This is a genomic window from Sulfurimonas sp., assembly GCF_018698455.1.
Taxonomy (GTDB): Bacteria; Campylobacterota; Campylobacteria; order Campylobacterales; family Sulfurimonadaceae; genus Sulfurimonas.
Genome location: NZ_JABIOQ010000039.1, coordinates 24,465 through 48,328 on the forward strand (window position 1 = coordinate 24,465; position 23,864 = coordinate 48,328).

23 protein-coding genes are annotated in these 23,864 nt (G+C 33.8%); 4 read left to right on the top strand and 19 right to left on the bottom strand.

Translation table 11 applies throughout. The features are described from left to right. Nucleotides 1-200: 200 nt before the first annotated feature. The 17 genes from HOG88_RS05190 to HOG88_RS05270 all read right to left on the bottom strand — a co-directional run bounded on the left by HOG88_RS05190 (nucleotide 201) and on the right by HOG88_RS05270 (nucleotide 19,265). On the bottom strand, nucleotides 201-2,555 hold the full coding sequence (locus tag HOG88_RS05190; RefSeq protein ID WP_295003916.1) for a flagellar protein: 2,355 nt from the start codon (nucleotides 2,553-2,555) through the stop codon (nucleotides 201-203). Between the two features lie 25 nt (nucleotides 2,556-2,580). Continuing rightward, on the bottom strand, nucleotides 2,581-4,089 hold the full coding sequence (gene nuoN, locus HOG88_RS05195) for an NADH-quinone oxidoreductase subunit NuoN (RefSeq protein WP_295003918.1): 1,509 nt from the start codon (nucleotides 4,087-4,089) through the stop codon (nucleotides 2,581-2,583). Further along, nucleotides 4,089-5,639: an NADH-quinone oxidoreductase subunit M gene (locus HOG88_RS05200; protein ID WP_295003920.1), complete on the bottom strand. Its 1,551-nt coding sequence runs from the start codon at nucleotides 5,637-5,639 to the stop codon at nucleotides 4,089-4,091. The genes nuoN and HOG88_RS05200 overlap by 1 nt, the downstream gene beginning before the upstream one ends. A 3-nt stretch (nucleotides 5,640-5,642) precedes the next feature. Next, nucleotides 5,643-7,568 (bottom strand): NADH-quinone oxidoreductase subunit L, encoded by a 1,926-nt coding sequence (nuoL, locus tag HOG88_RS05205; protein ID WP_295003922.1) that lies wholly within the window; start codon nucleotides 7,566-7,568, stop codon nucleotides 5,643-5,645. A gap of 7 nt (nucleotides 7,569-7,575) precedes the next feature. Next, on the bottom strand, nucleotides 7,576-7,884 hold the full coding sequence (gene nuoK, locus HOG88_RS05210) for an NADH-quinone oxidoreductase subunit NuoK (RefSeq protein ID WP_295003924.1): 309 nt from the start codon (nucleotides 7,882-7,884) through the stop codon (nucleotides 7,576-7,578). After that, the gene (locus HOG88_RS05215) at nucleotides 7,881-8,456 is read right to left on the bottom strand and encodes an NADH-quinone oxidoreductase subunit J (RefSeq protein WP_295003926.1); all 576 of its coding nucleotides are present in this window, start codon (nucleotides 8,454-8,456) and stop codon (nucleotides 7,881-7,883) included. Before HOG88_RS05215 ends, nuoK begins: the two co-directional genes overlap by 4 nt. 12 nt (nucleotides 8,457-8,468) lie before the next feature. Further along, entirely contained in the window at nucleotides 8,469-9,086 is a 618-nt protein-coding gene (gene nuoI / locus HOG88_RS05220; RefSeq protein WP_295003928.1) for an NADH-quinone oxidoreductase subunit NuoI, read from the bottom strand. Between the two features lie 12 nt (nucleotides 9,087-9,098). After that, nucleotides 9,099-10,088 carry an NADH-quinone oxidoreductase subunit NuoH gene (nuoH, locus tag HOG88_RS05225; RefSeq protein ID WP_295003930.1) on the bottom strand — a complete coding sequence of 330 codons (990 nt, stop codon included), beginning with the start codon at nucleotides 10,086-10,088 and terminating at the stop codon, nucleotides 9,099-9,101. Nucleotides 10,089-10,091: 3 nt separating this feature from the next. Next, complete coding sequence (locus tag HOG88_RS05230) at nucleotides 10,092-12,590, bottom strand: NADH-quinone oxidoreductase subunit G (RefSeq protein ID WP_295003932.1); 2,499 nt, start codon at nucleotides 12,588-12,590, stop codon at nucleotides 10,092-10,094. A 14-nt stretch (nucleotides 12,591-12,604) separates the two neighbouring features. After that, the gene (locus tag HOG88_RS05235; RefSeq protein WP_295003934.1) at nucleotides 12,605-12,829 is read right to left on the bottom strand and encodes an NADH-ubiquinone oxidoreductase subunit E family protein; all 225 of its coding nucleotides are present in this window, start codon (nucleotides 12,827-12,829) and stop codon (nucleotides 12,605-12,607) included. A gap of 102 nt (nucleotides 12,830-12,931) precedes the next feature. Continuing rightward, on the bottom strand, nucleotides 12,932-14,173 hold the full coding sequence (nuoD, locus tag HOG88_RS05240) for an NADH dehydrogenase (quinone) subunit D (protein ID WP_295003936.1): 1,242 nt from the start codon (nucleotides 14,171-14,173) through the stop codon (nucleotides 12,932-12,934). A 12-nt stretch (nucleotides 14,174-14,185) separates the two neighbouring features. Beyond that, the gene (locus tag HOG88_RS05245; protein ID WP_295003938.1) at nucleotides 14,186-14,992 is read right to left on the bottom strand and encodes an NADH-quinone oxidoreductase subunit C; all 807 of its coding nucleotides are present in this window, start codon (nucleotides 14,990-14,992) and stop codon (nucleotides 14,186-14,188) included. Nucleotide 14,993: 1 nt separating this feature from the next. Next, a complete protein-coding gene (locus tag HOG88_RS05250) occupies nucleotides 14,994-15,503 on the bottom strand; it encodes an NADH-quinone oxidoreductase subunit B family protein (RefSeq protein ID WP_295003940.1) in 510 nt (169 codons plus the stop codon). Continuing rightward, nucleotides 15,485-15,874 (bottom strand): NAD(P)H-quinone oxidoreductase subunit 3, encoded by a 390-nt coding sequence (locus HOG88_RS05255; RefSeq protein WP_295003942.1) that lies wholly within the window; start codon nucleotides 15,872-15,874, stop codon nucleotides 15,485-15,487. Before HOG88_RS05255 ends, HOG88_RS05250 begins: the two co-directional genes overlap by 19 nt. A 275-nt stretch (nucleotides 15,875-16,149) precedes the next feature. Beyond that, the gene (locus HOG88_RS05260; RefSeq protein WP_295003944.1) at nucleotides 16,150-17,886 is read right to left on the bottom strand and encodes an ATP-binding protein; all 1,737 of its coding nucleotides are present in this window, start codon (nucleotides 17,884-17,886) and stop codon (nucleotides 16,150-16,152) included. 24 nt (nucleotides 17,887-17,910) lie between these two features. Then, nucleotides 17,911-18,798: a deoxyribonuclease IV gene (nfo, locus tag HOG88_RS05265; protein ID WP_295003946.1), complete on the bottom strand. Its 888-nt coding sequence runs from the start codon at nucleotides 18,796-18,798 to the stop codon at nucleotides 17,911-17,913. Beyond that, entirely contained in the window at nucleotides 18,795-19,265 is a 471-nt protein-coding gene (locus HOG88_RS05270) for a hypothetical protein (RefSeq protein WP_295003948.1), read from the bottom strand. Before HOG88_RS05270 ends, nfo begins: the two co-directional genes overlap by 4 nt. A gap of 116 nt (nucleotides 19,266-19,381) precedes the next feature. On the opposite strand from HOG88_RS05270, the gene rsmG reads away from it, so the two are divergent. Genes rsmG through HOG88_RS05285 form a run of 3 tightly spaced genes read left to right on the top strand, consistent with a single transcriptional unit; the run spans nucleotide 19,382 to nucleotide 20,578 of the window. Beyond that, the gene (gene rsmG, locus HOG88_RS05275) at nucleotides 19,382-19,963 is read left to right on the top strand and encodes a 16S rRNA (guanine(527)-N(7))-methyltransferase RsmG (protein ID WP_295003950.1); all 582 of its coding nucleotides are present in this window, start codon (nucleotides 19,382-19,384) and stop codon (nucleotides 19,961-19,963) included. Then, nucleotides 19,960-20,184 carry a PP0621 family protein gene (locus tag HOG88_RS05280; RefSeq protein WP_295003952.1) on the top strand — a complete coding sequence of 75 codons (225 nt, stop codon included), beginning with the start codon at nucleotides 19,960-19,962 and terminating at the stop codon, nucleotides 20,182-20,184. The genes rsmG and HOG88_RS05280 overlap by 4 nt, the downstream gene beginning before the upstream one ends. Before the next feature lies 1 nt (nucleotide 20,185). Further along, a complete protein-coding gene (locus HOG88_RS05285; protein ID WP_295003954.1) occupies nucleotides 20,186-20,578 on the top strand; it encodes a hypothetical protein in 393 nt (130 codons plus the stop codon). On the opposite strand, the gene HOG88_RS05290 is transcribed toward HOG88_RS05285, so the two are convergent. Beyond that, on the bottom strand, nucleotides 20,575-21,567 hold the full coding sequence (locus tag HOG88_RS05290) for an alanine racemase (protein WP_295003956.1): 993 nt from the start codon (nucleotides 21,565-21,567) through the stop codon (nucleotides 20,575-20,577). The two genes, HOG88_RS05285 and HOG88_RS05290, sit on opposite strands and share 4 nt — an antisense overlap. Then, nucleotides 21,567-21,716, bottom strand: a complete 150-nt coding sequence (locus HOG88_RS05295) for a hypothetical protein (protein WP_295003958.1) — start codon at nucleotides 21,714-21,716, stop codon at nucleotides 21,567-21,569. Before HOG88_RS05295 ends, HOG88_RS05290 begins: the two co-directional genes overlap by 1 nt. A 91-nt stretch (nucleotides 21,717-21,807) precedes the next feature. On the opposite strand from HOG88_RS05295, the gene HOG88_RS05300 reads away from it, so the two are divergent. After that, nucleotides 21,808-23,829: a TonB-dependent receptor gene (locus tag HOG88_RS05300; RefSeq protein ID WP_295003960.1), complete on the top strand. Its 2,022-nt coding sequence runs from the start codon at nucleotides 21,808-21,810 to the stop codon at nucleotides 23,827-23,829. Nucleotides 23,830-23,864 lie beyond the last annotated feature (35 nt).

Below are 23,864 nucleotides of genomic sequence, written 5' to 3' on the forward strand. Positions count from 1 at the left end.
TCATAGAAGTTTTCGAGAAGAATTTATCTCTTCTCTATACACCCAGATAATTTTCAAAGTCGTAACACACCAATTATGATTATTAAGACTTTAAAAAATATTATACGGAATTATAGTATTTTTTAAAAAATATATCTTCACATATATTGCTATATTTACTATCTATTATTGTTCATAATACTTTCTAATAAATTACTTTTTTAGATTCCCATTGCACTTTGTGCTAACTCTGCCCAAGCAGAACTGCTATCAGCTTGTATTGATTCTTCATATGCAAGTTTAGCCTCATCATCTCGCCACATTTTTGTGTATATGTTTCCTAAAAGATACTTCTGTCTAGCACGAGCTGTTTTAGTAAGAACTACAGAGTCTAAAGATTGGATTACATCTAAAGCTTTTAAGTAGTCTTTTATATCTATATATGCCTGGTAAAGTGTAAACTCAACATAAGGACTCTGTGCACTTGAGTTTGATGATTTTTGTATATCCATTACTTTTGTAGCATAGTTTATTATTATATTGTTATCTTTTCTTTTACTTCCTATTGACATTACAGAAACATACCTCTCAATATCAAGATAATCAAGTCCATAAAAAGTCTCTATCTTGGCTATAGCCTTAATCATACTTTCATTTTTTTCTAATCTCTCATATGTATCAAACATGTATCTATATACATCACGATATGGAGACTTAATATCATCTTCTATTAATGCAATTAAATCTTGTGATGCTTCTAACACATCGCTATAGTTACCTATAGAAAAATCAATTTTCACATATCTATAAAGCCATTTTTTTCTTAATTCTAAATCACTAGAAGTGATATTTTTCAAAGCCATTGCTTTTGAAAGTTGATAGTCACCACCCTTCATGGCACATTCGTATATAGCATCATCCCATTCGTTTGAAATAGTAATATTATACTCATTTGCGATAACAAGTGCATCCTTACACTCTTTAGATGTAAGAGACTCTTTCATAACACCTACTGCTGCACTTGTGATAATTTTATCCACATCTTCGTAGAGTGTACTATCTAAATCTTTTAAACTTTCTTCCATAGATAAAGCACTAGTAAATAGTTGTTCTTTTAATAAAAGTTTTGCTTTTTTATAAGTAGCCTTATTTCCAATAGAATCCTCTTCATATTCTTTAATCAATTTATCATATTCAAGAAGTTTTACAGTTGCATTATCTTCATTAGTTTCAAAAAATATCGCATCCTTACTCATTTCTACTTCACGTATATAATCACCATCAGGAAACTGCTTTATATATTTGTTAAGTGCTAGGAGTGCTTTTTCTTCTTCCTTCGTTTTAGTAAGCCAAAGAGCATTATCTTTTAGAAGTATCTCATAGTCGTCATTTGTTGCATTCATGGTATCTAATAAGGCTGTTGCTATCTTAGCTGCTACAAGATAATTCTCCCTTGCTTCATACGTTAGCACCATCATCTTAGATTTTTCGTATTCTTCTTTAAAATAACTAGGTTTAGCATTTACAATTTTATCTATAAACTCTGCAGAGTCTTTTTGACCTAAACCTAGTTTTATATATGCTAAGTTAAATGCTGCCTTGGCTGCAATATCAATATTAGTAGTTGAGTAAAGAGCTTTTTTATAAAACCTTATCGCTCCCTTACTCCCGCCTTCTTCTTCTAGCATCTGACCTTTATATATATATCCCAACTTTAGAAATTTACTATCTTGGTTTTCCCTAAAAAGTCTATCAAAAAAATAATCAGCATCAGTTTTTAGTCCTGTTTCTGAATATGCCTTTGCTGTATAAGTGATAATTTCTGGTATATTCTCATCACTAGAGTAATCTTTAAAAAAATGTTTCGAGTCTTTAATTACTGCATCATTATCTAAAAGCTTTGAATTAGCCTTTATACGATAGTATAGGAGTTCAGCTTTGAACAGTGTATTGGGGTAATCAATAAGAATTTCATCCACAAGTTCCTTACATCTCTGATAATATCTTTTTTTATAAAGCTTTTTTACTTTTAAATAGTCTGTAACATCTTCTACTTTTTCTATATGTACCACATTGCCTTTAAGATCTAAACTACCAACATATGGAAATTTATCCTTTGACATAAAAAATGGAAAGTTTATACTCTTATCATTTCTTTCTCTATTATTAATCAGAGGAAGCTTATCTTTAAAGCCAATTATCAACCAACTTTTTGCTAAACTCACAGGAACACTATATATACTATTTTCTTCATGCAGTGTAAAAATCTCTGGAATTATTGTAATCTTTTGGTATGGTTTAATACTTATAAAGAATGTATCTTTTTCTATAAATGTATCGATTCTAAAAAAATTATTTTGTAGTATTTGAACAGATCGTAAAGGCTTTTTTGAAAATGCACATATTATTTCAGTAGTTACACGAAAGTCATCTTTCATTTCTTGACATAAAAAATCTGTTTTATCGGATATGTGGAGTGTGGAGTATTTTGAATAATTGTCTTTTGCACTATCCATAGAAATTTCAAGTGCTAAAGCTTCGAAGCAGAGTAAAAAGAAGAGTATTAGTTTGAACAAATTCTCTTCTCCTTTTTATATATTACTAGTATCCGCTGTTATAAACATATGTTGTAACAAACTCTAGTATAGGGTTTAGTGCTACAAAAGCAAATATAGTTCCTATAAGAGAAAAACCAACAATAGCTTTAGTAGCAGTTGTTGCATTCCCAACATATACTTCACCATTGCTATCAACAACTGGTTCTTTCATAAACATAAATACTATTAGTTTAATATAGTAATATCCAGCGATTGCAGAGTTTAATGCCATTATAAGAGCAAGCACAGTGTATCCTCCAGTAACAGCAGAACTAATCATATAAATCTTACCCCAAAAAAGTGCAAATGGTGGTAAACCAGCGAGACTTAACATAAAAATAGCCATCACAACTGCTGCAATTGGAGATGTTTTTATCATGCCTGAGAACTTCTCAAAACTATGGTCACTTTTTTGATACCCTGGTAACTCTTTTTGACGAGACATCCATAACATTGTAAATGAACCTAAGTTAGTGAAACTAAAAAGAATCCAGTAAAGGAAAAGTGCTGAGTTTGATTGTGTAGTTCCTATTAGGATAGCAGCCATTACAAAACCAGCATGAGATATTGAACTATATGCAAGCATACGCTTTACATCTGATTGAACTAAAGCCCAAATATTTGCAGCTGTCATAGTAATCACAACCATCGCATAAAGAACAACTTCTAGCCAAACAACATTACTATGAATCAAGAACTCAAAAAGTCTCATTGCCACTACAAATGCAGCGATTTTAGGAACGATTGACATGTAACCAGCCATTGCAGCTGAAGAGCCCTCGTAAACGTCAGGAGTCCAAGTATGAAATGGTACTAAAGAGAGTTTAAATCCAAATGAAGCAAGCATGAAAACTACAGCTACTAAAACATAGCCTATATCTGCATATTCGTTTGCTGCTAGCACTGTTGCTATTTGATTAATCTCTATGGAACCAGTAAGTGCATAAAATACCATTGAACCAAAACTATAGAGACCAGCAGCTAATGCACCCATTGTAAAGTACTTGACAGCTGCTTCAAATGATTTATCACGGTTATGAAGTGCTATAAGTGTATAAAGAGCTAAAGATGCTGTTTCTAATCCAACAAAGATAAGAATTAGATTATCACTAGCAACCATAAACTGAAAGCCACTAATCATAAATAAGAAAAGTGCAAAGAATTCAGGATATGAATATTCATGAAATATCTTCTTACTAAGAGCAAGTGCAATGAAGAAAATAGAAGCACCAACAATAATATACTGAGAAAGTATAGCAAGACCATCAATAAGCATGACATCAAATACACCAAGCATAATACCGTCTTTAGCGAAAACACCACCTGCGTTTAACAAAGCAATAAAATCTAAAAGTAAGAAAAGTATACTTATCATTACATAAAGAGTCTTATCCAGACCACCTTTGAAGATGTCTATAATTAAAATTAAAAGTGCACCTACTATTGGAATAATCATTGGTGCTAGAGTCATTAAGTTCAAAGACTCTAGAGAAACATTTACAGGACTTAACATTAGTGCCCCTCCTTCATTGAAGTTTTACTAATAACAACACCAGATACATTAGGTATTCTTAGTTTTGCCTCTTCACTTGTAGCTTTGTTGTGCATAAGTTGTACAACTGCTTCAGCTGAGTTATTAATAGGTCCTAAAACAGGCTTAGGATAAATACCTAACCATATAGTAATCATGGCTAATGGGATAAGAGCTAAAAGCTCACGTTTATTTACATCTGGAAGATTTCTATTTTCTTCTATTGTAACTTCACCAAAAAACATCTTTTTATATGCGGCTAGCATATAAATAGCACCAACAATAATTGCAATACCTGCAAGTAGAGTTAATATATGAGATTGCTGATAAAAACCAAGAAGGCTTAAAAATTCCCCAACAAAGTTAATTGTAAGAGGCATACCAACAGAAGCCATCATCATAAGACCAAAAATAGTTGCGTATCTAGGCATAACCTTGGCTAAACCACCAAACTGATCCATCATCTTAGTATGACGTCTTTCATAGATAACACCAACAAGTAAGAATAGAGCACCTGAAACAACACCGTGAGCCAGCATTAAAAATACTGAACCAGAGATACCCTCAACGTTTAAAGCGAAAGTTCCAAGAACGATAACACCCATATGTGAAACTGATGAGTAAGCAACAACTTGTTTAACGTCTTTTTGTGCATATGCAACCATCGCAGTGTAAATAATCATGATAATAGCTATTATTGCTATTGGATACATAAAATAAACAGAAGCATCAGGAAACAGTGGTAAAGAAAAACGGATAAACGCATATGTTCCCATCTTAAGTAAGATGGCCGCTAGTATTACCGAACCAATAGTTGGCGCTTGACCGTGAGCATATGGTAACCATGTATGAAATGGAAACATAGGAACTTTGATGGCAAAACCAACAAAGAAAGCTGCAAATAACCAAAGTTGAAAACTCTCAGGAAGTATAAGTCTATACCAATCAAGAATCGCAAAACTCCAAGTACCTGTTGCTTGATAAAAGAAGTAAGCCATAAAAAGCATACCAACAAGCATAACAAGAGAACCTGTAAAAGTGTACAAAAAGAATTTAATAGAAGCATAGATTCTTCTTGGTCCACCCCAAGCACCAATTATATATAACATCGGTACAAGTGATAACTCCCAAAATACATAAAATACAATCGCATCTAATGCTGCAAATACACCTATCATAGTCATTTGTAAAAATAGAAGTGTAATTATCATGTTCTTTACATCTTTAGTATCAGGTAATGAAGCGATACCAATCATTGTAAAAAATGCTGCTAAGATTATAATGAAAAGAGAAATTCCATCAACACCTAAGATATAATTAATTCCAAAAGCAGGAACTAAAGGAAGGTGTTCCATAAACTGCATACCAGATACATTGTTATCAAACGCGAACCATAACCATAGTGATAATGAAAATTCTATAACACCTACAGCTACACCATATGCTCGCATACTATCTTTATGAACCATAAATCCAAAGATACCCGCAACCATTGGGAAGAAAATTAAAATACTTAAAATATGATCTAACATATACTAAACTCCTAAACCTGATAAGATTGTAGTAATCTCACCAGAATATCTAACTGATAGTCCAAAAACTACAGCTAATGACAGAAGTACGATTGTACCTGCTACCATCCATTTTAACATTGTAGATAAGTTTCCACTCTGCATATCTCTTGTATTTTCACCCGTTGCATGAATTAGACCAGCTATTCCATCAACTGTAGCATCAACAATTTTTTGATCAACTTTTTCCCAAAGAATAGTTGAAAGTTCTCTATAAGGTTTAACTAAATACTCTTCGTAAAAGTAAGGAATGTAGTATTGGTTAATTAATAATTTATATGCAAAACTATTTTCCATTTTACTAGTTCCATCTGGAACTTTAATACTTGGACTCATGTACTTTTTGTAAGCAAAGAAAATAGAAGCAATAACAAAAAGTTGAGTTCCAATAGTCATAATCCAGTAAGCAACTTGTGAATGTACATGGTACTCTGTAGCTGGTAAAAGCTGAGTAACCATTTCAAAGTATGGCATTTTAAATGTAAATCCTGCAATGATTGCTAAGATTAAAAGAGGACTCATAGCAACAAGCATAAACTTATATGCTTCATGAGGATGAAAACCTAATGCAGTATGTCTATCTTCACCATGGAAAATAAGTGCAATGATTCTAAATGAATAAAATGCAGTTAAACCGGCAGTTAAAAGAAGTACTGTATAGATAATAAAATGATGATCAACAAATGCAACTTCTAAAATTAAATCTTTTGAGAAGAAACCAGCAAGTGGGAATATACCAGCAAGTGCAACTGAAGCTAATGTCATCATTATCATCGTTCCCTTCATAGTCTTTCCTAAACCACCCATTTTAAATGGATCCAATTCATTACTCAAAGCATGCATAACATTACCACCACCAAGGAAAAGTAGTGCTTTAAAAAATGCGTGAGCCATTAGGTGAAATAGTGCAACCCAATATGCTCCAAGACCAGCAGCAGCAAACATATAACCAAGCTGTGAAAGTGTAGAGTAAGCGATAACTCTTTTAATATCACGGTTTACAAGTGCCATAGTTGCCGCAAATATTGCTACAAAAGCACCAAGACTTGCGATAAACAGTCCAACATTTGGAATCAGTGCATATAACTCATTTGAACGAACAACTAAATAAACACCAGCCGTTACCATCGTTGCAGCATGAATAAGTGCTGAAACTGGAGTAGGACCTTCCATCGCATCTGCAAGCCAAGTATGAAGTGGAAACTGAGCTGATTTACCCATTGCACCTATGAAAAGGAAAATTCCTATCCATGTAAGTGTCTCAGTATCTAGGTTTGCCATTGCAGCAAAAGCACCATCGTACTGAAGTGTTCCAGTATTCCAAAATACTAAGAAGATACCAATAAGCATACCAAGGTCAGCAACACGGTTCATAATAAATGCTTCGTTAGCAGCCCAAGTTGCGCTCTCCTTGTGATACCAAAAACCAATTAGTAGCCAAGAACAAAGACCAACACCTTCCCAACCTATGAAAAGACCAGCAAAGTTATCACTCATAACAAGAATCATCATTGAAAATACGAAAGCTGAAAGATAAGAGAAAAATCTATTAAAACCAGTGTCGTGATCCATATATCCTATTGAATAGATATGTACAATTGTAGAAACAAGAGTAACAACCATCATCATAGTAATAGAGATTTCATCAACAACAAAACCAAAAGGAATGTAAAGGTTTCCAGTTTCCATCCAAGTCATTAACTCAACATGAACAATTTCTCCGCCACCTAAAACATGCGTTAAAAGAATAGTACTTGCAACGAATGCTGAGAATATTAATAAACTTGCAACAATTCCAACGAATTGCTTCTTTGGAGTAGCTGTAAAAAGTGCTGCAAAAAGAGAACTTACCAGAGGTGCAAAAAGTGCTATATATAAATATTTTTCCATTTTCTAATTATCCTCTCATGCTTGTCATAGTATCTAAGTCTATTGAACCGTGGCGTTTGTGCCATAAAATTAAAAGACCAAGTCCTACAGCTAGTTCAGAGGCAGCGATTGCAATTACAAAGAATGCAAACATCTGACCTGTTAAGTCGCCATAGTAGTGTGAAATCGCAGCAAATGCAACATTAACCGCATTGAGTAATATTTCAGTTGCGAAAAATAATAATAGAAGATTCTTCCTACGCATTACACCTACTAAACCAATAGTAAAGAGTATTGTCGATAGAACAAGATAGTGATTTAAACCTATTTCCATCATGAAAGTACCTTTGTGTTAGCTGATGCATCTAAAAGTTCAATTTCTTCTGCATTCATAAGAGTAAGAGATTTATCCATTTTCTTTCCTGCAAGTACAATTCCTGCAACCATTGCTACTAGAAGCATAACCGCTGCTACTTCAAAAGGAATAAGATACTTCGTAAAAAGAACCATACCTACCTGTTGAGTATTACCAGCATCTTCTACCATTGGATAAAAAGCTGTCATATTTGTTGATACTAAAGGAGCTGCAAAAATAGCAACAATTAAAACTGCTGCAAATGTAGCAAATCCAACAACTATAAATTCATTTCCCTGTTTTTCTTTTACATCTCTTGTTGTATCAAAGAACATCATACCAAAAGCATAAAGAGCCATTACTGCACCAGTGTAAACTATTATCTGAGCTGCACCTAAGAAATCAGCACCTAATATAAAGAAAAATGCTGAGATAAAAATCATCCCTGCCGCTAATGCACTTAGTGCATATAGTGCTTGTGATGTTGTCACAGTTATATAAAACATTGCAATTGTTAAAAATGCAAATAAGTAAAATGCTATCGCTTCAAACATAATCCAAACTCCTTAATATGATAGAGGTGATTTCTTAACACCTGCATCTTCATTTGGTGTAATCGCACCAAAACCTTCAAACTCTTTTTGAGCATTTGCTTTCATCGTATCAATAGGAGTCAACATATGATCATAATCTATAAAACTCGCTCTTTGATCTGCTGCTATCTCATACTCACCACCGTGTGTAATTGCAAGTTCAGGACAAACTTCAGCACAGTAACCACAGAAAATACAACGGCCAAGATTAATAGTGTAAGACGAAACCTCTTTACGAGAGTTTTCATCTATTTTTGTGTCCATACGAATACAATCTGAAATACAGATTTTTTCACATAATCCACAACCAATACATCTCTCAGCGTCAGATTCCCATAGTCTTTTCATTTCGTGTACTCCACGGTAACGAGGACCTATTGGCATCTTTTCAGCTGGATACGAAATTGTATGAATGTCAAATTTTATCATCTCTCTTAAAACTACCCATAGACCAACAAAAAGCTCGCCTCTGAATGTTCTTTTAACTACACGTTGAAATTTACCCCAACCATCAGTTGGATAATCCTCTATATCTAGAAGGAAATAACCGTTTTCACTTACATTTCTATTATTAAATTGTTCATTATTCATTCTCATAATCCCTTAAAACATCATCACTAGACCTGTGATTACAACATTAATCACAGCTATAGGCATAAGTACTTTCCAACACAACCACATAAGTTGGTCAGGTCTAACATCTGGCCATGCAGCTCTTGTCCATAAAAAGAAGAAGAAGAAAAATGACATTTTACCTAGAAGTGCAAAAGCACCTAAAACTGAACCATCTCCAAAACCACCAAGGAAAAGAATAGGAATAACAAAAGAGATAAAGAACATGTTTGCATATTCACCAATGAAGAAAAGACCCCATCTCATACCAGAGTACTCAGTACCAAAACCATCAATAATTTCATGATCATTAGCTATAAGGTGAAACGGTGTACGTCCGGTCTCAGCAAAAGCAGCTATCCAAAATAGGATAAACGCAACAGGCTGTGACCATACTATCCATGAACCAATTCCATCAGCTTGATAATTATTAAAATCAACGAGCGAAAGAGAACCAACCATCATAATAGGAGCAAGTGCAGATAAACCTGACACAACCTCATAAGAGATAAAAACAGCTCCAGCACGTGCAGCTGAAAGAAGTGAAAACTTATTTGCTGATGCCATACCACCAAGTAAAGGACCATAAAGACCTACAGCCATTACACCAAGAACATATAAAATTCCAATATCAATATCTGCAATAATTGGATGCACTGTGTATCCAAAAAGTGTAAATTGTGGTAAAAATGGAATAGCCGCTGCTGCCATAAACGCAGTTGCAGCTGTTATAACAGGTGCAATTTTAAAGATTGGTGCAACAACATTTGCAGGAATAATATCTTCTTTTGTAAAGAGTTTAATACCATCTGCTGCTACTTGAAGAAGTCCATACGGTCCAACATTCATTGGCCCAAGGCGACGTTGCATAAATGCAAGTATCTTGCGTTCAAAGTATGTACCTATCCCTGCTAGTGCGGAAAACACTAGTAAAAGAATAACTACCTTTATAACTGTTTCTATTAAATATGCTGTATCCATAGATTACACCTTCTCTATCGAAGCTGTGTTAAATCGGTAACCACCGAAGAGAGCTTCTGAATTTAATTTAGAATCAAAAGTAGGTAATAATGCTATATTACCTGCAATTTTGTTATCACTTACAATCATAGTAGTCACTTCACCCTGAGCCGTTTTAACCTTAACACTATCACCAGCATTAAAGTCAGAACCCTCAAGACTCTCTGCACTCATATAAAGACCAGCAACTTCATCTACACCAGTTGCCTTATTTGTAAACTCACTAAATTGTCTTACTGGGTTGGCTAAATAAACCAGACCCTCTTCTAAGTTAAGTGTCTCATCTATCTTCGTAACACTTTCATCATTAGAAACCCCAACAGAGTTTGAAACTAGTTCATAACCACGAATCTCTTCACCAGCATTTGTATAGTAGTTAGGTAAAGAGTCAAACTCTAGATTTGAAAAACCTTTTGCTACTGGTAATTGAACTGTATAGTCAATAGTGTTTGTTGCGTTTAAGCCTAATGCGTTTGCTATGTCACTTAAAGTGTATCCGCCATAAGGTAAAGCAGCATTTGTAGGATTCACACGTTTATTAATAGACGTTAAAGTTCCCTCTTGCTGGTTAATTGCAGGCATGTCTAGGTCGCATGCGCTCGCCCCACCAAGTCCAGAGATAGTAAAGTCTGCTTGTGTGTTATAACCTATTGAGTAGCTTCCAGCTTCATCACAAAGTTCATTAATAAGTGCAACACCCAAAGAGTTTGTTAATGTTGGAATCATAACAAGTTCAAATTCAGAATATTTTTCAATTAATGCAACTAAACGAGCACAATTTCTAGAATTTGGATGATTATATAAATCTGCTCCAACGATAAGAGAAAAAGAATCTTTTTTCTTAAGAAGTTTTTCTAAAGTTTCATCAAAATCATCACCCATACCTAAGATAGATACGAGTCTATTATCATCAATTTCAACTTCTTTACTTACTTTCTTAGGAACCATCTTAGATTTTTCTACTTCAACTTCTTCTTCTTCGCCAGTTTCTTCATTTACTTTCATTTCTTTAACGATTTCAATTACTTTTTCTTTAACAGTTTCAGTAACGGTTATAGTTTTTGCAGAATGAAAAGATGCTAGATACTCAACTATGTCAGTTGGTAGTTTTTCTTTGTCTGCAAAAAGGTCAAGGATTAAATAAAGTGCCGTTTCTTCTTGTAAAGGCTTATGGTTAATACTTACAATATTTTTACTCATATCAGAAACAACAGTGTCAGCTACTGGGTGGAAATAAAGTGCCGCACCTTTGTTTACAGTTAACGAGTTGTTAAGCGAGTATCTTGCATTTGGGTTATCACTTTTAATAGCTGTACCAACACTTACTATAAAGTTAGTGTTTGCTACAGTTTTCAAGTCACTTCCATAAAGAGTTGTTCCACTGATTTCTGAGTAATCATTTAAGAAAGTTTGAAATGATTTTGCTTCATCATTAACAAGCTTATATCCGTGTTTGTCTTTAAGTGTTTCTAGTATAAATGCTTCTTCATTTGTAATTGTAGAAGTAAACTTAATCGTATCTGCTTTTTTAAATGCTTCAATTGCCTTATTAAATGCTGTCTCATCTTTAGTAACATTTTCATTTTCATAATCAAAGCCATAACGACCTGCACCACAGAGTGAAACATAGTTCCATTCATTCATTACACGGTAAATTTTATCTTCAGAATTATCTACACTTGTATGTTTAACATCATAAGTTATTTGACATCCCGCAGAACAGTGAGAACATGTAGCTGGAACTTTATTTAATTCCCAAGCATTACTCTCATACATAAAGTCAGTATCTACAAGTGCTCCAACTGGACAAACAGCCGCACATTCTCCACAAGAAGTACAATCAAGAACATCTGTTCCATTAGTAAGACCAATAACAGACTTATTGAGTTTATTCCACATTGCATAAGCATCTTTAGGCATTGTTTCTTTAAATCCACCATCGAGTGCATCAGCACCACGAGCAATAGTTTTTAAAGAGTTATCACCAATCATATCTTTACATACAGTTACACAGCGTTCACAAACGATACAAAGACCCGGATCATAATGTAAGTGTCCCCAGTCATGAGAACTTCTATCAACATCTTTTACTGTATAGCTTTGTGAATCTACACCCATTTCTAAAGTATAGTTTTGTAGTTCACATTCACCAGACTGATCACAAACACCACATTGAAGAGGATGATTTACATCATAAACTTCCATAATTGCACGGCGTTCAGCCTCGATAGTTTCAGTTGTAGTTGTGATATTCATTCCGTCTTTAGACTTAGCATTACAAGCATACACTTGTTTACCATCAGCCTCAACTAAACAAATACGACAAGCTAAAGTAGGACTACAGCGTGTCAAGTAACAAATGGCAGGTATATAGATATCATTTGCTCTGGCTGCATTTAATACAAATTCGCCTTCTTCAGTTTCAATCTCTTTACCATCAATATTTATAATTATTTTACTCATTATATTATTCTCTCTTAATCTTTTTTAACTACGATAGTCCAGTCGACTTCGTTAAACTTTAAAGAGTTCATAAGTTCAAAACCTGACTCTTTTACAATGTCTGCTGACTTTTGAACTGATGTGAAATCACCAATTTCAAAAAGAAAAATACCTACTTCGCCAGCTTTATGAGTAGCTAAAAGCTCTTTTAATCGTGGTTTAAAACCATCTTTTAGGTGTCTTAAATCATATCTTTTCATATTAGTTTACATCCTTACTATCAACTTGGTTTCGCAGTCCAAATTCTAAGCCGAAAGTTACTTCGCTTAAAAAAGCAAAGTCATTTACTTTTCTTAAACTAATCATCTGTCAACCTCACCGAATACAATGTTTGTCGTACCAATAATAGAAACAACATCTGGAATATAGTGACCTGGTAATAGGTCCGTTAAAATACCTGTGTGCCAAAAAGATGGTGCACGAAGTTTGAGTCTATATGGATATGGTCCACCCTGAGAGTTTATATAAAAACCTAATTCACCCTTTGGTGATTCTGTTGGAATATAAACTTCACCTACTGGTGGTCTCATACCTTGTGTTACAAGTACGAAGTGCTGCATTAAAGAATAATTTTGTGTCATGATATCAATCTTTGGAGCTGAAATATACTTAGGTGAATGAGCCATTAAAGCAGTTTCCCCGTTCTCAACACACTTCTCATACATATCCATTGTTTGATAAAGAATCTTAGCAGTCTCTCTCATCTCTTCCATATAAATACGATAACGAGCAAAGTTGTCACCTTTATCAGAGTAAGGAACATTAAACTCTATTTCATCATAAAGCTCATAAGGTTCTTCCTTACGAATATCCCAAGCAACACCAGATGCTCTGAGCATTGGTCCACTACAACCCCATGAAAGAGCCATCTCTTTAGAAATTGTTCCAACTTCTTCCATTCTCATTAACCAGATACGGTTAGTATCAAGTAAATCTTCATAATCTTTAATGTTAGCTGGTAACTTATCTAAAAATGTTTTTAACTGAGAAAGAAAAGTATCTTGGATATCTAGAGGCACTCCACCAATACGAATAGCAGCATGAGTAAGACGAGCACCACAATAACCCTCAATAATATCCATAAGATATTCACGTTCACGGAATGCAAAAAGAAATACTGTCATGGCACCAATGTCTAGAGCTGTCGTTGCTAACCAAAAAAGGTGAGACATTAAACGGTTAATCTCTAAAAGCATCATACGAATAACTTTTGCACGACGAGGTACATCTACATCTATGAGTTTTTCAACTGCAAGTGCAAAACCATAGTTATTTGAAGATGAAGCAATATAGTCCATACGGTCCGTTGTCGGCATAAATTCGTTATAAATCATGTTTTCAGCCATCTTCTCCATACCGCGGTGAAGGTATCCAATATCTGGATGAGCTTTTACAATTTGTTCTTGCTGTAGGTGAAGCATTAAACGTAACTGCCCGTGAGCAGAAGGGTGTTGAGGACCAAAGTTTAGTACTAGTTCGTTGTCATCTCTATCAAAAGTGATATTATCGAAAAACGGTGTTAATCTATTTTTTACCTGTGCCATATTTATACCACCTTATCTTTGCGGATCATCAACAATAACTGATGACTTTTTATCAAATTTCTTTACAAGGAAAACGCCACCTTCTTCTTGGTACGTTTGCTCTACTCTAGGTTCATTACCTGTAATCTTTGTTCCTTTTGGAACTTCATGACCAAGACGTGCAAAACGCTCAGAATCATATCTATCTACTTTAGCAGGATCGCGATTTTCTGGACCGATTACATCACGAGCTTCTTTTCCATATATCTTGTCTACTTCATACCAAGCAGCAAACTCATCACCTTGTAATGGGTAAGTCTTAAGAAGTGGATTTCCTTGCCAATCATAAGGCATAAGGATACGTTTCATAAATGGATGATTGTTTGCTTCTATACCAAACATGTCAAACATTTCACGCTCACTCCAGTCAGCTGAACGAAATAATTTTTCAACACTATCTACAGCTTCACCTTTTTTAATGAAGAATTTGATACGGATACGCTTACGTTTATTCATTGAAAGCATTTGATAAAAAATCTCAAAAGTATTATCTTTTGCCAACCAGTCAATAGCAGACATTTCAGAAAGTTGTGTATATTCTAATTCATCTCTCATTAATTCTAAAACACCATATATATCATTTGCATTGATATAAACTACCATTTGCTTCACTTGAATATATGCTTCTTTTACATCGAATTTTCCTTTTATAGCTGCTAAGTCTGCAGTAAAAACTTCATCAGTCTCAACTTCTTGCTTAGGCACTTGTGGCGCTACATAATATCTATCTGTATAGTAAGCTTTTGCTTGTACATCGTCTTTAGGAGTATAGGCTCTCATATTACATTAACCTTTTTGGTTTTTGTGCATTACTTGCTTTGTTCGCACGAATCTTCTTTTGTAAAAGCATAACACCATACTGAAGTGTCTCAGGACGCGGAGCACATCCTGGTAGGTATAAGTCCACGGGTATAACGCGATCTACACCTTGAACTGTTGCATATGTATTAAACATTCCACCAGTATTTGCACATGAACCCATAGATATAACCCATCTAGGCTCTGTCATTTGATCATATAAACGCTTGATAAATTCAGCATGCTTTTTAGTCAAAGTACCCGCAACTATCATAACATCAGATTGACGTGGAGAAGCACGAAATATCGTACCAAAACGGTCAAAGTCATATCTTGATGCACCTGCAGCCATCATTTCTATACCACAACAAGCAAGACCATAAGTCATTGCCCATAGTGAGTTTGAACGTCCCCAGTTAGCTACCTTATCTATAGTTGTAAGTGCTACTGGTAAACCACCATCTTGTGTATAATTTACTTTATGTTGTGCCATTCTAGGGCTCCTTTTTTCCATGCGTATACAAAACCAATCGCTAATAAAAGTATGAACATTAACATCTCAGCAAAACCGAACCAACCAAGAAGTTTAAAATCAACTGCCCATGGGAACATAAATACTATTTCAACATCAAATAGCAAAAACAATAGTGCAAATAAATAGAATTGTGGAGAAAGTCTATTTGGTTGTTTTGTTACTTCTGGTCCACATTCGTATGCAGAAAGTTTAATTTTTTCGTTGTCTTTCGCCGCTAGAGCACGACTTGCCAAGCGTGCGACTATTGTTGTCATAGTAAATGCACCAAATGTCATAACAAAAAGTACAAATACTCCAAAATATGGATTTGCAGTCACTATATGTTCCATATACCCTACCTTTAAAATCAAGATTTTTATTTTTTTGTTTTCCTATCAAAACTCTCAGGAAAAAACAGTTAATTGCACTATAGCAAAAAGTATATTAAATTTAATTGTATTTTTAATGAAGTAATTGAAGTAATTAAAGATGTCACTTATTGCAACACTGGAAATATTATTGCACTTATCTTATTATTTAGTTATAAATAATGAATAATTCAGAAAACTCTATTGAATACAAAATAGAGCGAAAAAGAAACATAATTCCAGTGTGGCATAAAAGGCTATTTGTTTAAAAAACCCATAGACTTTACTCCATCAAAATTTGCATCTTTTTCTCTGTTAATCTCGTCTATAAAAACCTTTAATGAGAAAACTGGTTCTTCCATAACCGCAACTTTATAAGCAGTATTTTTCACTATAAGATTTATCTGCCCACCAGTGAGTGAATGCTCAGCAAGTTTCTTAGAATCAAATCCTTTCTCATAAGGTGCACCTTCTGGCAGCATTAGTTTCCATAGTCTCTCTCTCTGTTCTTTATCTGGTTTTTTAAACTCTATTTTATAATTAAAGCGGCGAGAAAAGGCTTTGTCTATATTTTCAAGTAAGTTAGTTGTTGCTATAAGCATACCTCTAAAGCTCTCTATCTGCTCTAAAAATATATTTTGCATCTGGTTATGCATTTGATCAGAACCTGTAAGGTTTCCACTGCTTCTTGAACCTAAAAACTGGTCAGCTTCGTTAAGCAGAAGTATTGGCTCTGTTTTTGTTTTTTCACTCAACTCGTAGAATGTATCAAATATTTTACGAACATTTTTTTCACTTTCCCCTACATACATAGAAAGAATTTTAGAACAGTCAAACACAAGAACCTGGCGTTTAAGAGATTTAGCAAGAGAGTATGCTGTCATAGTTTTTCCAGTTCCAGCAGCTCCATAAAAAATTATTCTCGCATCAATACCACTTTTTTTATCTTTTATTCCCCATTCAACCAAACGAGATACTACCTTTTTATCTACCTGTTGCATAAGGTTATCTAGAGTCTCTTCTGTGTTTGTATGAAGGACCACATCTTCTAGGGAAGTCTCACTATCTACAAGTTCAAAGATATCTTGTTCTTCTATGAGAGCATTGAGTTTTAAACGAGTTACTTTTTTAGTTTTTTGAGGATGGATAATACCCTGTAAAACTTCATCTATGATATAAAAAGACCGAGATATTCCTCCAAAAGGGTTTAACATCTCCTCATAATCAATAATGTCATTGTTTAACAAGTTAGAACCCTCCTCTAAAAGTGAACGATTTTTAATACGCTCATAATCATCCAATGAAATCAAATCTATAAGAGTATTCATCTCTCGAAGTGGAGTTTCCGTAGCACTATATTCTTCACGGAGAAGTGCTATGAAGATGACCTGCTCTAAGCTTGACATTTTTTTCTGTTTAAAAAATTTGTCTAGTACAAGATTTTCTGATGTTTGAGCTATTCGTTCATCGATTCTTGCCTCAAGAAGTATAAGTTTAGTTTGAATTCTATCTATACCAAGGGAGTGTTCATGTACATTTTGACGAATAAGACTCATTTTTTGATAAAGCTCAATACGAAAAAATTGATCTTGCAAATATTCAAGATGATCGCCATAAGGCTTTATATCTGGTAAATCTAGGTCCAGTGAGCCATCTTGAAGTAACTTTAAAAATGCAGGGGTAAGTCCAACTGCTGTATTTAAAAGTTCCAAGGGAGTTACATCTGATATTTTAAGAGGTGTAAAACTTTGTTGATGAATCCATCCTAATTCTAAAAGGTTTTTTATATCTTTTAAATACTCAAGATGTGCATAAGTATCACTTTTATAAAGTTCACCTAAAAGCGCTAACACAAGAACATCCTCTTCGCCTTGCATATATTGTCTCGCTAAATATTGGAGAATATTTCCCTCAATGACACTACATTTGAGATGGATAAATATGTCAGATTTTGCTATCTTGTCTGCATTTAAAAAGTTTACTAAAGTATTCAAATATTTTCCTCTTTTATAATTAAATTATTTTTCAAAAGAGTATAAAAGTTCTATCTCTTCTTTCCATATAGTGTCATCTATAGTTTCAAGCACAAGTGGTATATCATTCATTCTCTCATCGTTCATGAGAAATCTAAAAGAATCAAGTCCTATTTCACCCTCACCCAAGGAATGGTGTCTATCTACATGACTTCCTAATGGTGGCTTAGAATCATTTATATGCATTCCCATAAGGTATTTGAAACCTACCACTTTTTCAAACTCATTCCAGGTTGCATCATAAGTTTCACGTGTTCTGATGTCATACCCTGCAGTAAACATATGACAAGTGTCTATACAAACACCAATACGGCTTTTATCTTCTACCTTGTCTATAATGTGAGCTAAATGCTCAAAACGCCATCCAAGGTTACTACCCTGTCCAGCTGTATTCTCCAGTACTGCACTTACACCAGTTGTCTTATCCAGTGCCATGTTTATAGACTCTGCTATTACATCTAAACAAACATCTTCAATAGGTTTCATTATTTCTAAGTTTTCTTTATCTGATTTTTTAATCTTTGCAAGGTGGCTTCCAGGATGAAAATTCAAACGATCGAGTCCTAGTTGCTCACAACGTTGCAACTCATCTATAAATGCCACTCTAGATTTTTCTAACTTTTCAACTTCTGGATGACCTAGGTTTATAAGATACGAATCATGAGGAAGTATATGCTTTGGAAGTATTCCACTTGCATCTAACATACTTTTGAACTTATCTATAGTCTCAGCATCTAAATCTTTTGCTACCCATTGGCGTTGGTTCTTAGTAAAGAGTGCGAAAGCTTTTGCACCTATAGCCTCTGCGTTTGTTATCGCGTTATAAACACCACCACTCGCCGAACAGTGTGCTCCTACAAATTTCTTACTCATTTATTTATATCCTTGATTTTAAATATTATACTGTTTTTTCTATCTTTAAAAAATATTTCTTTTGCACTAACTTTATATTTTATACTTACATAATCATTTTCTATATTTTGCTCAAAACCATCACTATTCTTGTAAATATTTTCTTCATTATATATAGTTTTTCCCAAAAGGATGTTTTGCAACAGCTTATCTGGATAACTCGCGCTTAGATACTCCGCGTTAAAAGTACTACGACTCATACAACCCTCATCTACACAAACTAAATAATTAATAGTAATTGTTTTTATAGATTTTCCTGCCATAAAAAGTTCTAAAGAAAGAGCATCCTCACTATATTGTAAATAACCTACATCTGCAAATTTTATTTTTGGTGTTTTAATGATAATAATCTTTGGTTTATTCTGCTCGTACTTTTGTATACTACAAGCACTAAAGAACAATACAAATGTAATTAAAAGGTATTTCATAAGGTTCCAAATTTTTTTAAAATTATAATCACTTTATGGTTAAAGCCAAGTTATAAAAATATCTTCTATAAACTAACTAAATTTTAGATAAAATATCTTTTAAAAAGGATATTTCATTGGATTTAAAAGCTATGTTAACCGAGGAAAAGATACCACTTCCTGATGATTTTTTCAAGAACATTCAAAAGTATAAAGAGCATCTACAAAAATGGAACAAGGTACACAACCTTACTGGTGCAAAAGATGTCACAACAATAGATGAATTTATTTATGATGCTGTCTATCCTGTAAGTTTTATTCCTAAAGTAAAAACACTTATGGACATAGGAACTGGTGCTGGATTTCCAGGGATGATACTTGCTTTTGCCCTTCCAGACACAGAGGTAACACTCGTAGAACCTCTAGTGAAACGTGCTAGTTTTTTACAGTTTATAAAAGCTGATTTAGGCTTACAAAATGTTACTGTTGTTAAAAAAAGAGTTGAGGACATGACTCCAAAAATATTTGACATGATAACTTCTCGTGCTGTAACAGACACAAAAATGCTTCTAAAACTAAGTGAAAATTTTCGTGATGAGTCATCTAAACTTCTTTTTTACAAGGGTGAGAAAGTTTTTCAAGAAGTAGAAGATATAAAAAATCATAAAATTATAGAAACAAAAAATAGACACTATTTACTTCTAGGAGAAAATATATGATATTAAAAGTCCTGCTCGTCATTGGTGTTATTACTATTGTATATTTTATGTTTTTTAAGAAAAAAAATATTTCTACAAGCTCTAAGAAAAATAAAAAAACAGATAAAACAAATGATATGGTGGAATGTGCCAATTGCTCTGTTTACTGCGATATAGATGAGGCCATACTTAGTAATGCAAACTACTACTGCTCAAAAGAGTGTATAGCGGAGGCTTCATAAAATGTTATTTTTTGGACACAGATTTCTTGAAAATGAAAGTTTTTATCATATTTGCGATATTGACACTATTCTAAAAACACCACCCTCGTCTACTCTTTTTGTAGATTTTAATGAGAGCAACTTAGACATCATAAAACACCTTAATGAAAATGGTATTTCATTCGTTTTAAGTGTGACAAACATCACAGAACTAGTCTATGCTTCAACTCTTGATGCAAAATATATTTGTATTGCAACAGAATTAGCAAAAACAGCTCAAAGCATAGCTGAAGATTATATGTTTGATGCAAAAATTTTAGTAAAGATTGAAGATGAAAAAGAGATTGAAGAACTTGTTTTACTTGGTGTAGATGGTGTTCTTTTCTCAAACGCCATCATAAAGATAAATTCTTAGACTACCTCGCGTTTGATGTAAGACTTCAAAGATGTTAAGATTTCATAGCTTATGGTCTTCGCACACTTTGCAACTTCTCTTGCATCCTTGAAAATAAGTAGCTCTTCTTTATTGCAGAGGAATGAGCTGTTATCCATTGAAATTCTTCCAGCAATTTTAATCTTGTCTGGAGTTTCATAACTGTTTGATAAAACTCTTAAAAAACCATCACTATAACCGATGTCATAATTACTCACACTCTCTTCATTCTTTGATCTATAAGAAGCACTATACCCAACACTTTCACCTTTTTTAAGGGTTCGTGTTGAAATTTTAGTACTGTAGAGTGATAAAACAGGTTTAAAGATTACATCACTTAACTCGTGAGAAAGTTCTAAACAGCCATAAGCCGCTATACCAACTCTTGCCATATCCTCATCAAAGTCATCTTCACGAAAAAGAGCTGCTGAGTTACAAGAGTGAAATTTTAAGCCTTTTGGAGCTTTTTGTTTAAGCTGTAAAAAACTCTTTTTTTGTTCTTCATAAATGCCATCTAGTTCATCAGCACAGGCATGATGTGTAAAAATAGCTTTAAGTTTTAGACCTTGTTTTTCTATACTTTCATAGGCAATATCTAGCTCACTCAAAGAGATGCCATTTCTACCCATTCCCGTATCTACTTTAAGCTCTACGAGAGAACCTATTGGAAATTTATGTATATTATTTATATCATTGATTGTGTAGTGTATTTTTTTACTTACAATTGTAGGTATATCAGACAAGACTAATATGTAATCAAAATACTCCTCAACCTCAGAAGCTTCTTTGTCTGAACGAACTACTGCTTTTTTTACACCATATTCATTTGCCAGTTTAGCTATTTCTATTAGTCCATGCCCATAAGCATTGTCTTTTAAAACAAGAGCAATTTTATTTATGCTTTTTGTCTGTTTCTTTATCTCATCTAGGTTATAAAAGAAGTTTTTCTTTGAGAGTTCTATACGAGGCATTATTTCCCTTGTATAGTGCTATTTTGATCTAGAGTAGTTGCATTATAATCTTGTGAGAGCATTGCACTTCCGCTCATTATCAAGTAAGTTGCAAGTCCAAAGCCTAGTGCTATTAATAGTATTCTTTTTATCTTATCAAATATATTCATACTGAAATTTTATCTAAAAAAGCTAATGACTTAACACTAATGTAACACTTTTTTACTATTCTATGAAAATATAAATTTAAAAGGTCAACTTATGAATAAAATTATTCCCTTATCTCTTGTAGTATTAGCATCACTCTATGCTACAGAAGTAGAACTTGCACCCATAGGTGTTGAGTCTACCCTAATCACAGATGTGGCACAAAATGCTCAAACCTCAGCAGATGTGGCAGCAGCACTTAGTGTTAATGTTCCCAGTATTGACATGTCTAGACGTAGTGGCATCGCTAATGATATTCTCATTCGTGGTCAAAAACGTGACAATATCAATGTAGAAGTAGATGGAACAAAAGCATATGGAGCTTGTCCAAACAGAATGGACCCTCCAGTTTCCCATATTTTAGCAAATCAAATAGACTCTATAGAAGTTACAGAAGGTCCTTATGACGTAACTAGCTTTGGTGTTATGAGTGGTGGAGTTAAGATAAAGACTAAAAAACCCACTAAAGAAGTAAAAGGTGAAATAAATATCGGTGCCGGTTCTTTCAACTATAGAAAGTTTGGAGTAAGTGGAAGTGGTGGAAATGATTTTATCAGAGTTTCCATAGCAGTTTCAACAGAATCAAGTGATCAGTATATAGATGGTAATGGCGATACAATTTCAGATCAAATTGACAACTATGGTGTTACTTCTGCACAACTTCAACCGGAATATAAGGATATGCCAGCTTACACTAAAAAAAGTGTTATGGCTAAAGCTTATATCACAACTGCTGAGGACCAAGAGCTGCGTTTAAGCATAACTGCTAACAGAAGTGACGATATTCTCTATGGTAATTCTAAAATGGATGCACTCTATGATGATTCAAATATTTATAGTGTTGAGTATAATATAAATAATATTAGCGATTCATACAAAAATATCAATCTTCAGTATTTTCACTCAGATGTTGATCATCCAATGGCGACTGACTATAGAATGGCTTCAGCTACAATGCCAACGATGAAGAGTTGGCTAACAACAGATATGGACGGTCTCAAACTTAAAAATAGTTTTGAAGTAGCTAGCTATAAACTTGGTCTTGGACTTGATACAAGTAAAAGAACTTGGGATGGTCAGTACTATATGAATGATGTAATGATTGTTGGTAATGATATAAATACATCTACAAATAGTATGGATAATGCTGTTACAGACAATACTGCAATCTTTGCAACAATTGAAAAAGCCTATGGTAATTTCAATATAAAAGCAGGTGGTAGATATGACTCTACACACATTCAAAGTGATGATATTACTCAGCAAGGCAATGACTACTCTGCCTTAAATGCAAATATATTTACAACATATAACCTTAACAAAGAAAATAAAATCTTTTTTGGTCTTGGTCAAGCTTCACGTGTTCCAGATGCTAGAGAGTTATACTTCAAACAAAATGCAAAAACTCCTAGTGGAACAAAGTTTGTAAAAGTAACTGGTACAGATGATTTAAAACAATCTACAAATCAAGAAATTGATTTAGGATACGAGGTAAACAATGACACTTTAGACTTTAAGATTAAAGCTTTTTACTCAATGGTTCAGGACTATATCTACTACAATAAAAGTTTAGCTAAAAATAATTTTGAAAATATTAATGTTACTGTTTATGGTGCTGAATTAAGTAGCTCTATATATGTAACTGACGATATTTCAATTGACATGGGGGCTTCGTATAAAGTAGGTCAAAAAGATGAGCCACTTACTACTCAGACAGGTACAAATATGGCTGACATAGCACCACTTCGTGCTAATATTGCAGCTAATTATGAGTACATGACTAATTCTATTGCAACTGTTGAAGTGCAAGCTAGCGACAAATGGTCTGAGTTTGACGAGGAAAATGGTGAACAAGAGTTGGCTGCATGGACTATTTTAAATCTAAAAGCGAAACATGCTATTAACAAAAAATTTGACTTTACTCTTGGGGTAAATAATCTTTTGGACACTACATATGCTCATAGCAATACTTATGCAGACCTTATTCTTATAACAAGTAGTGGAGCTGGTGATGATATCATGCTTATGAATGATCCTGGTCGTTATGTTTATGCAAATCTAGATTTCAAATTCTAAAACTTCTCTTTATATAATTCTCTTATATTAAAAGG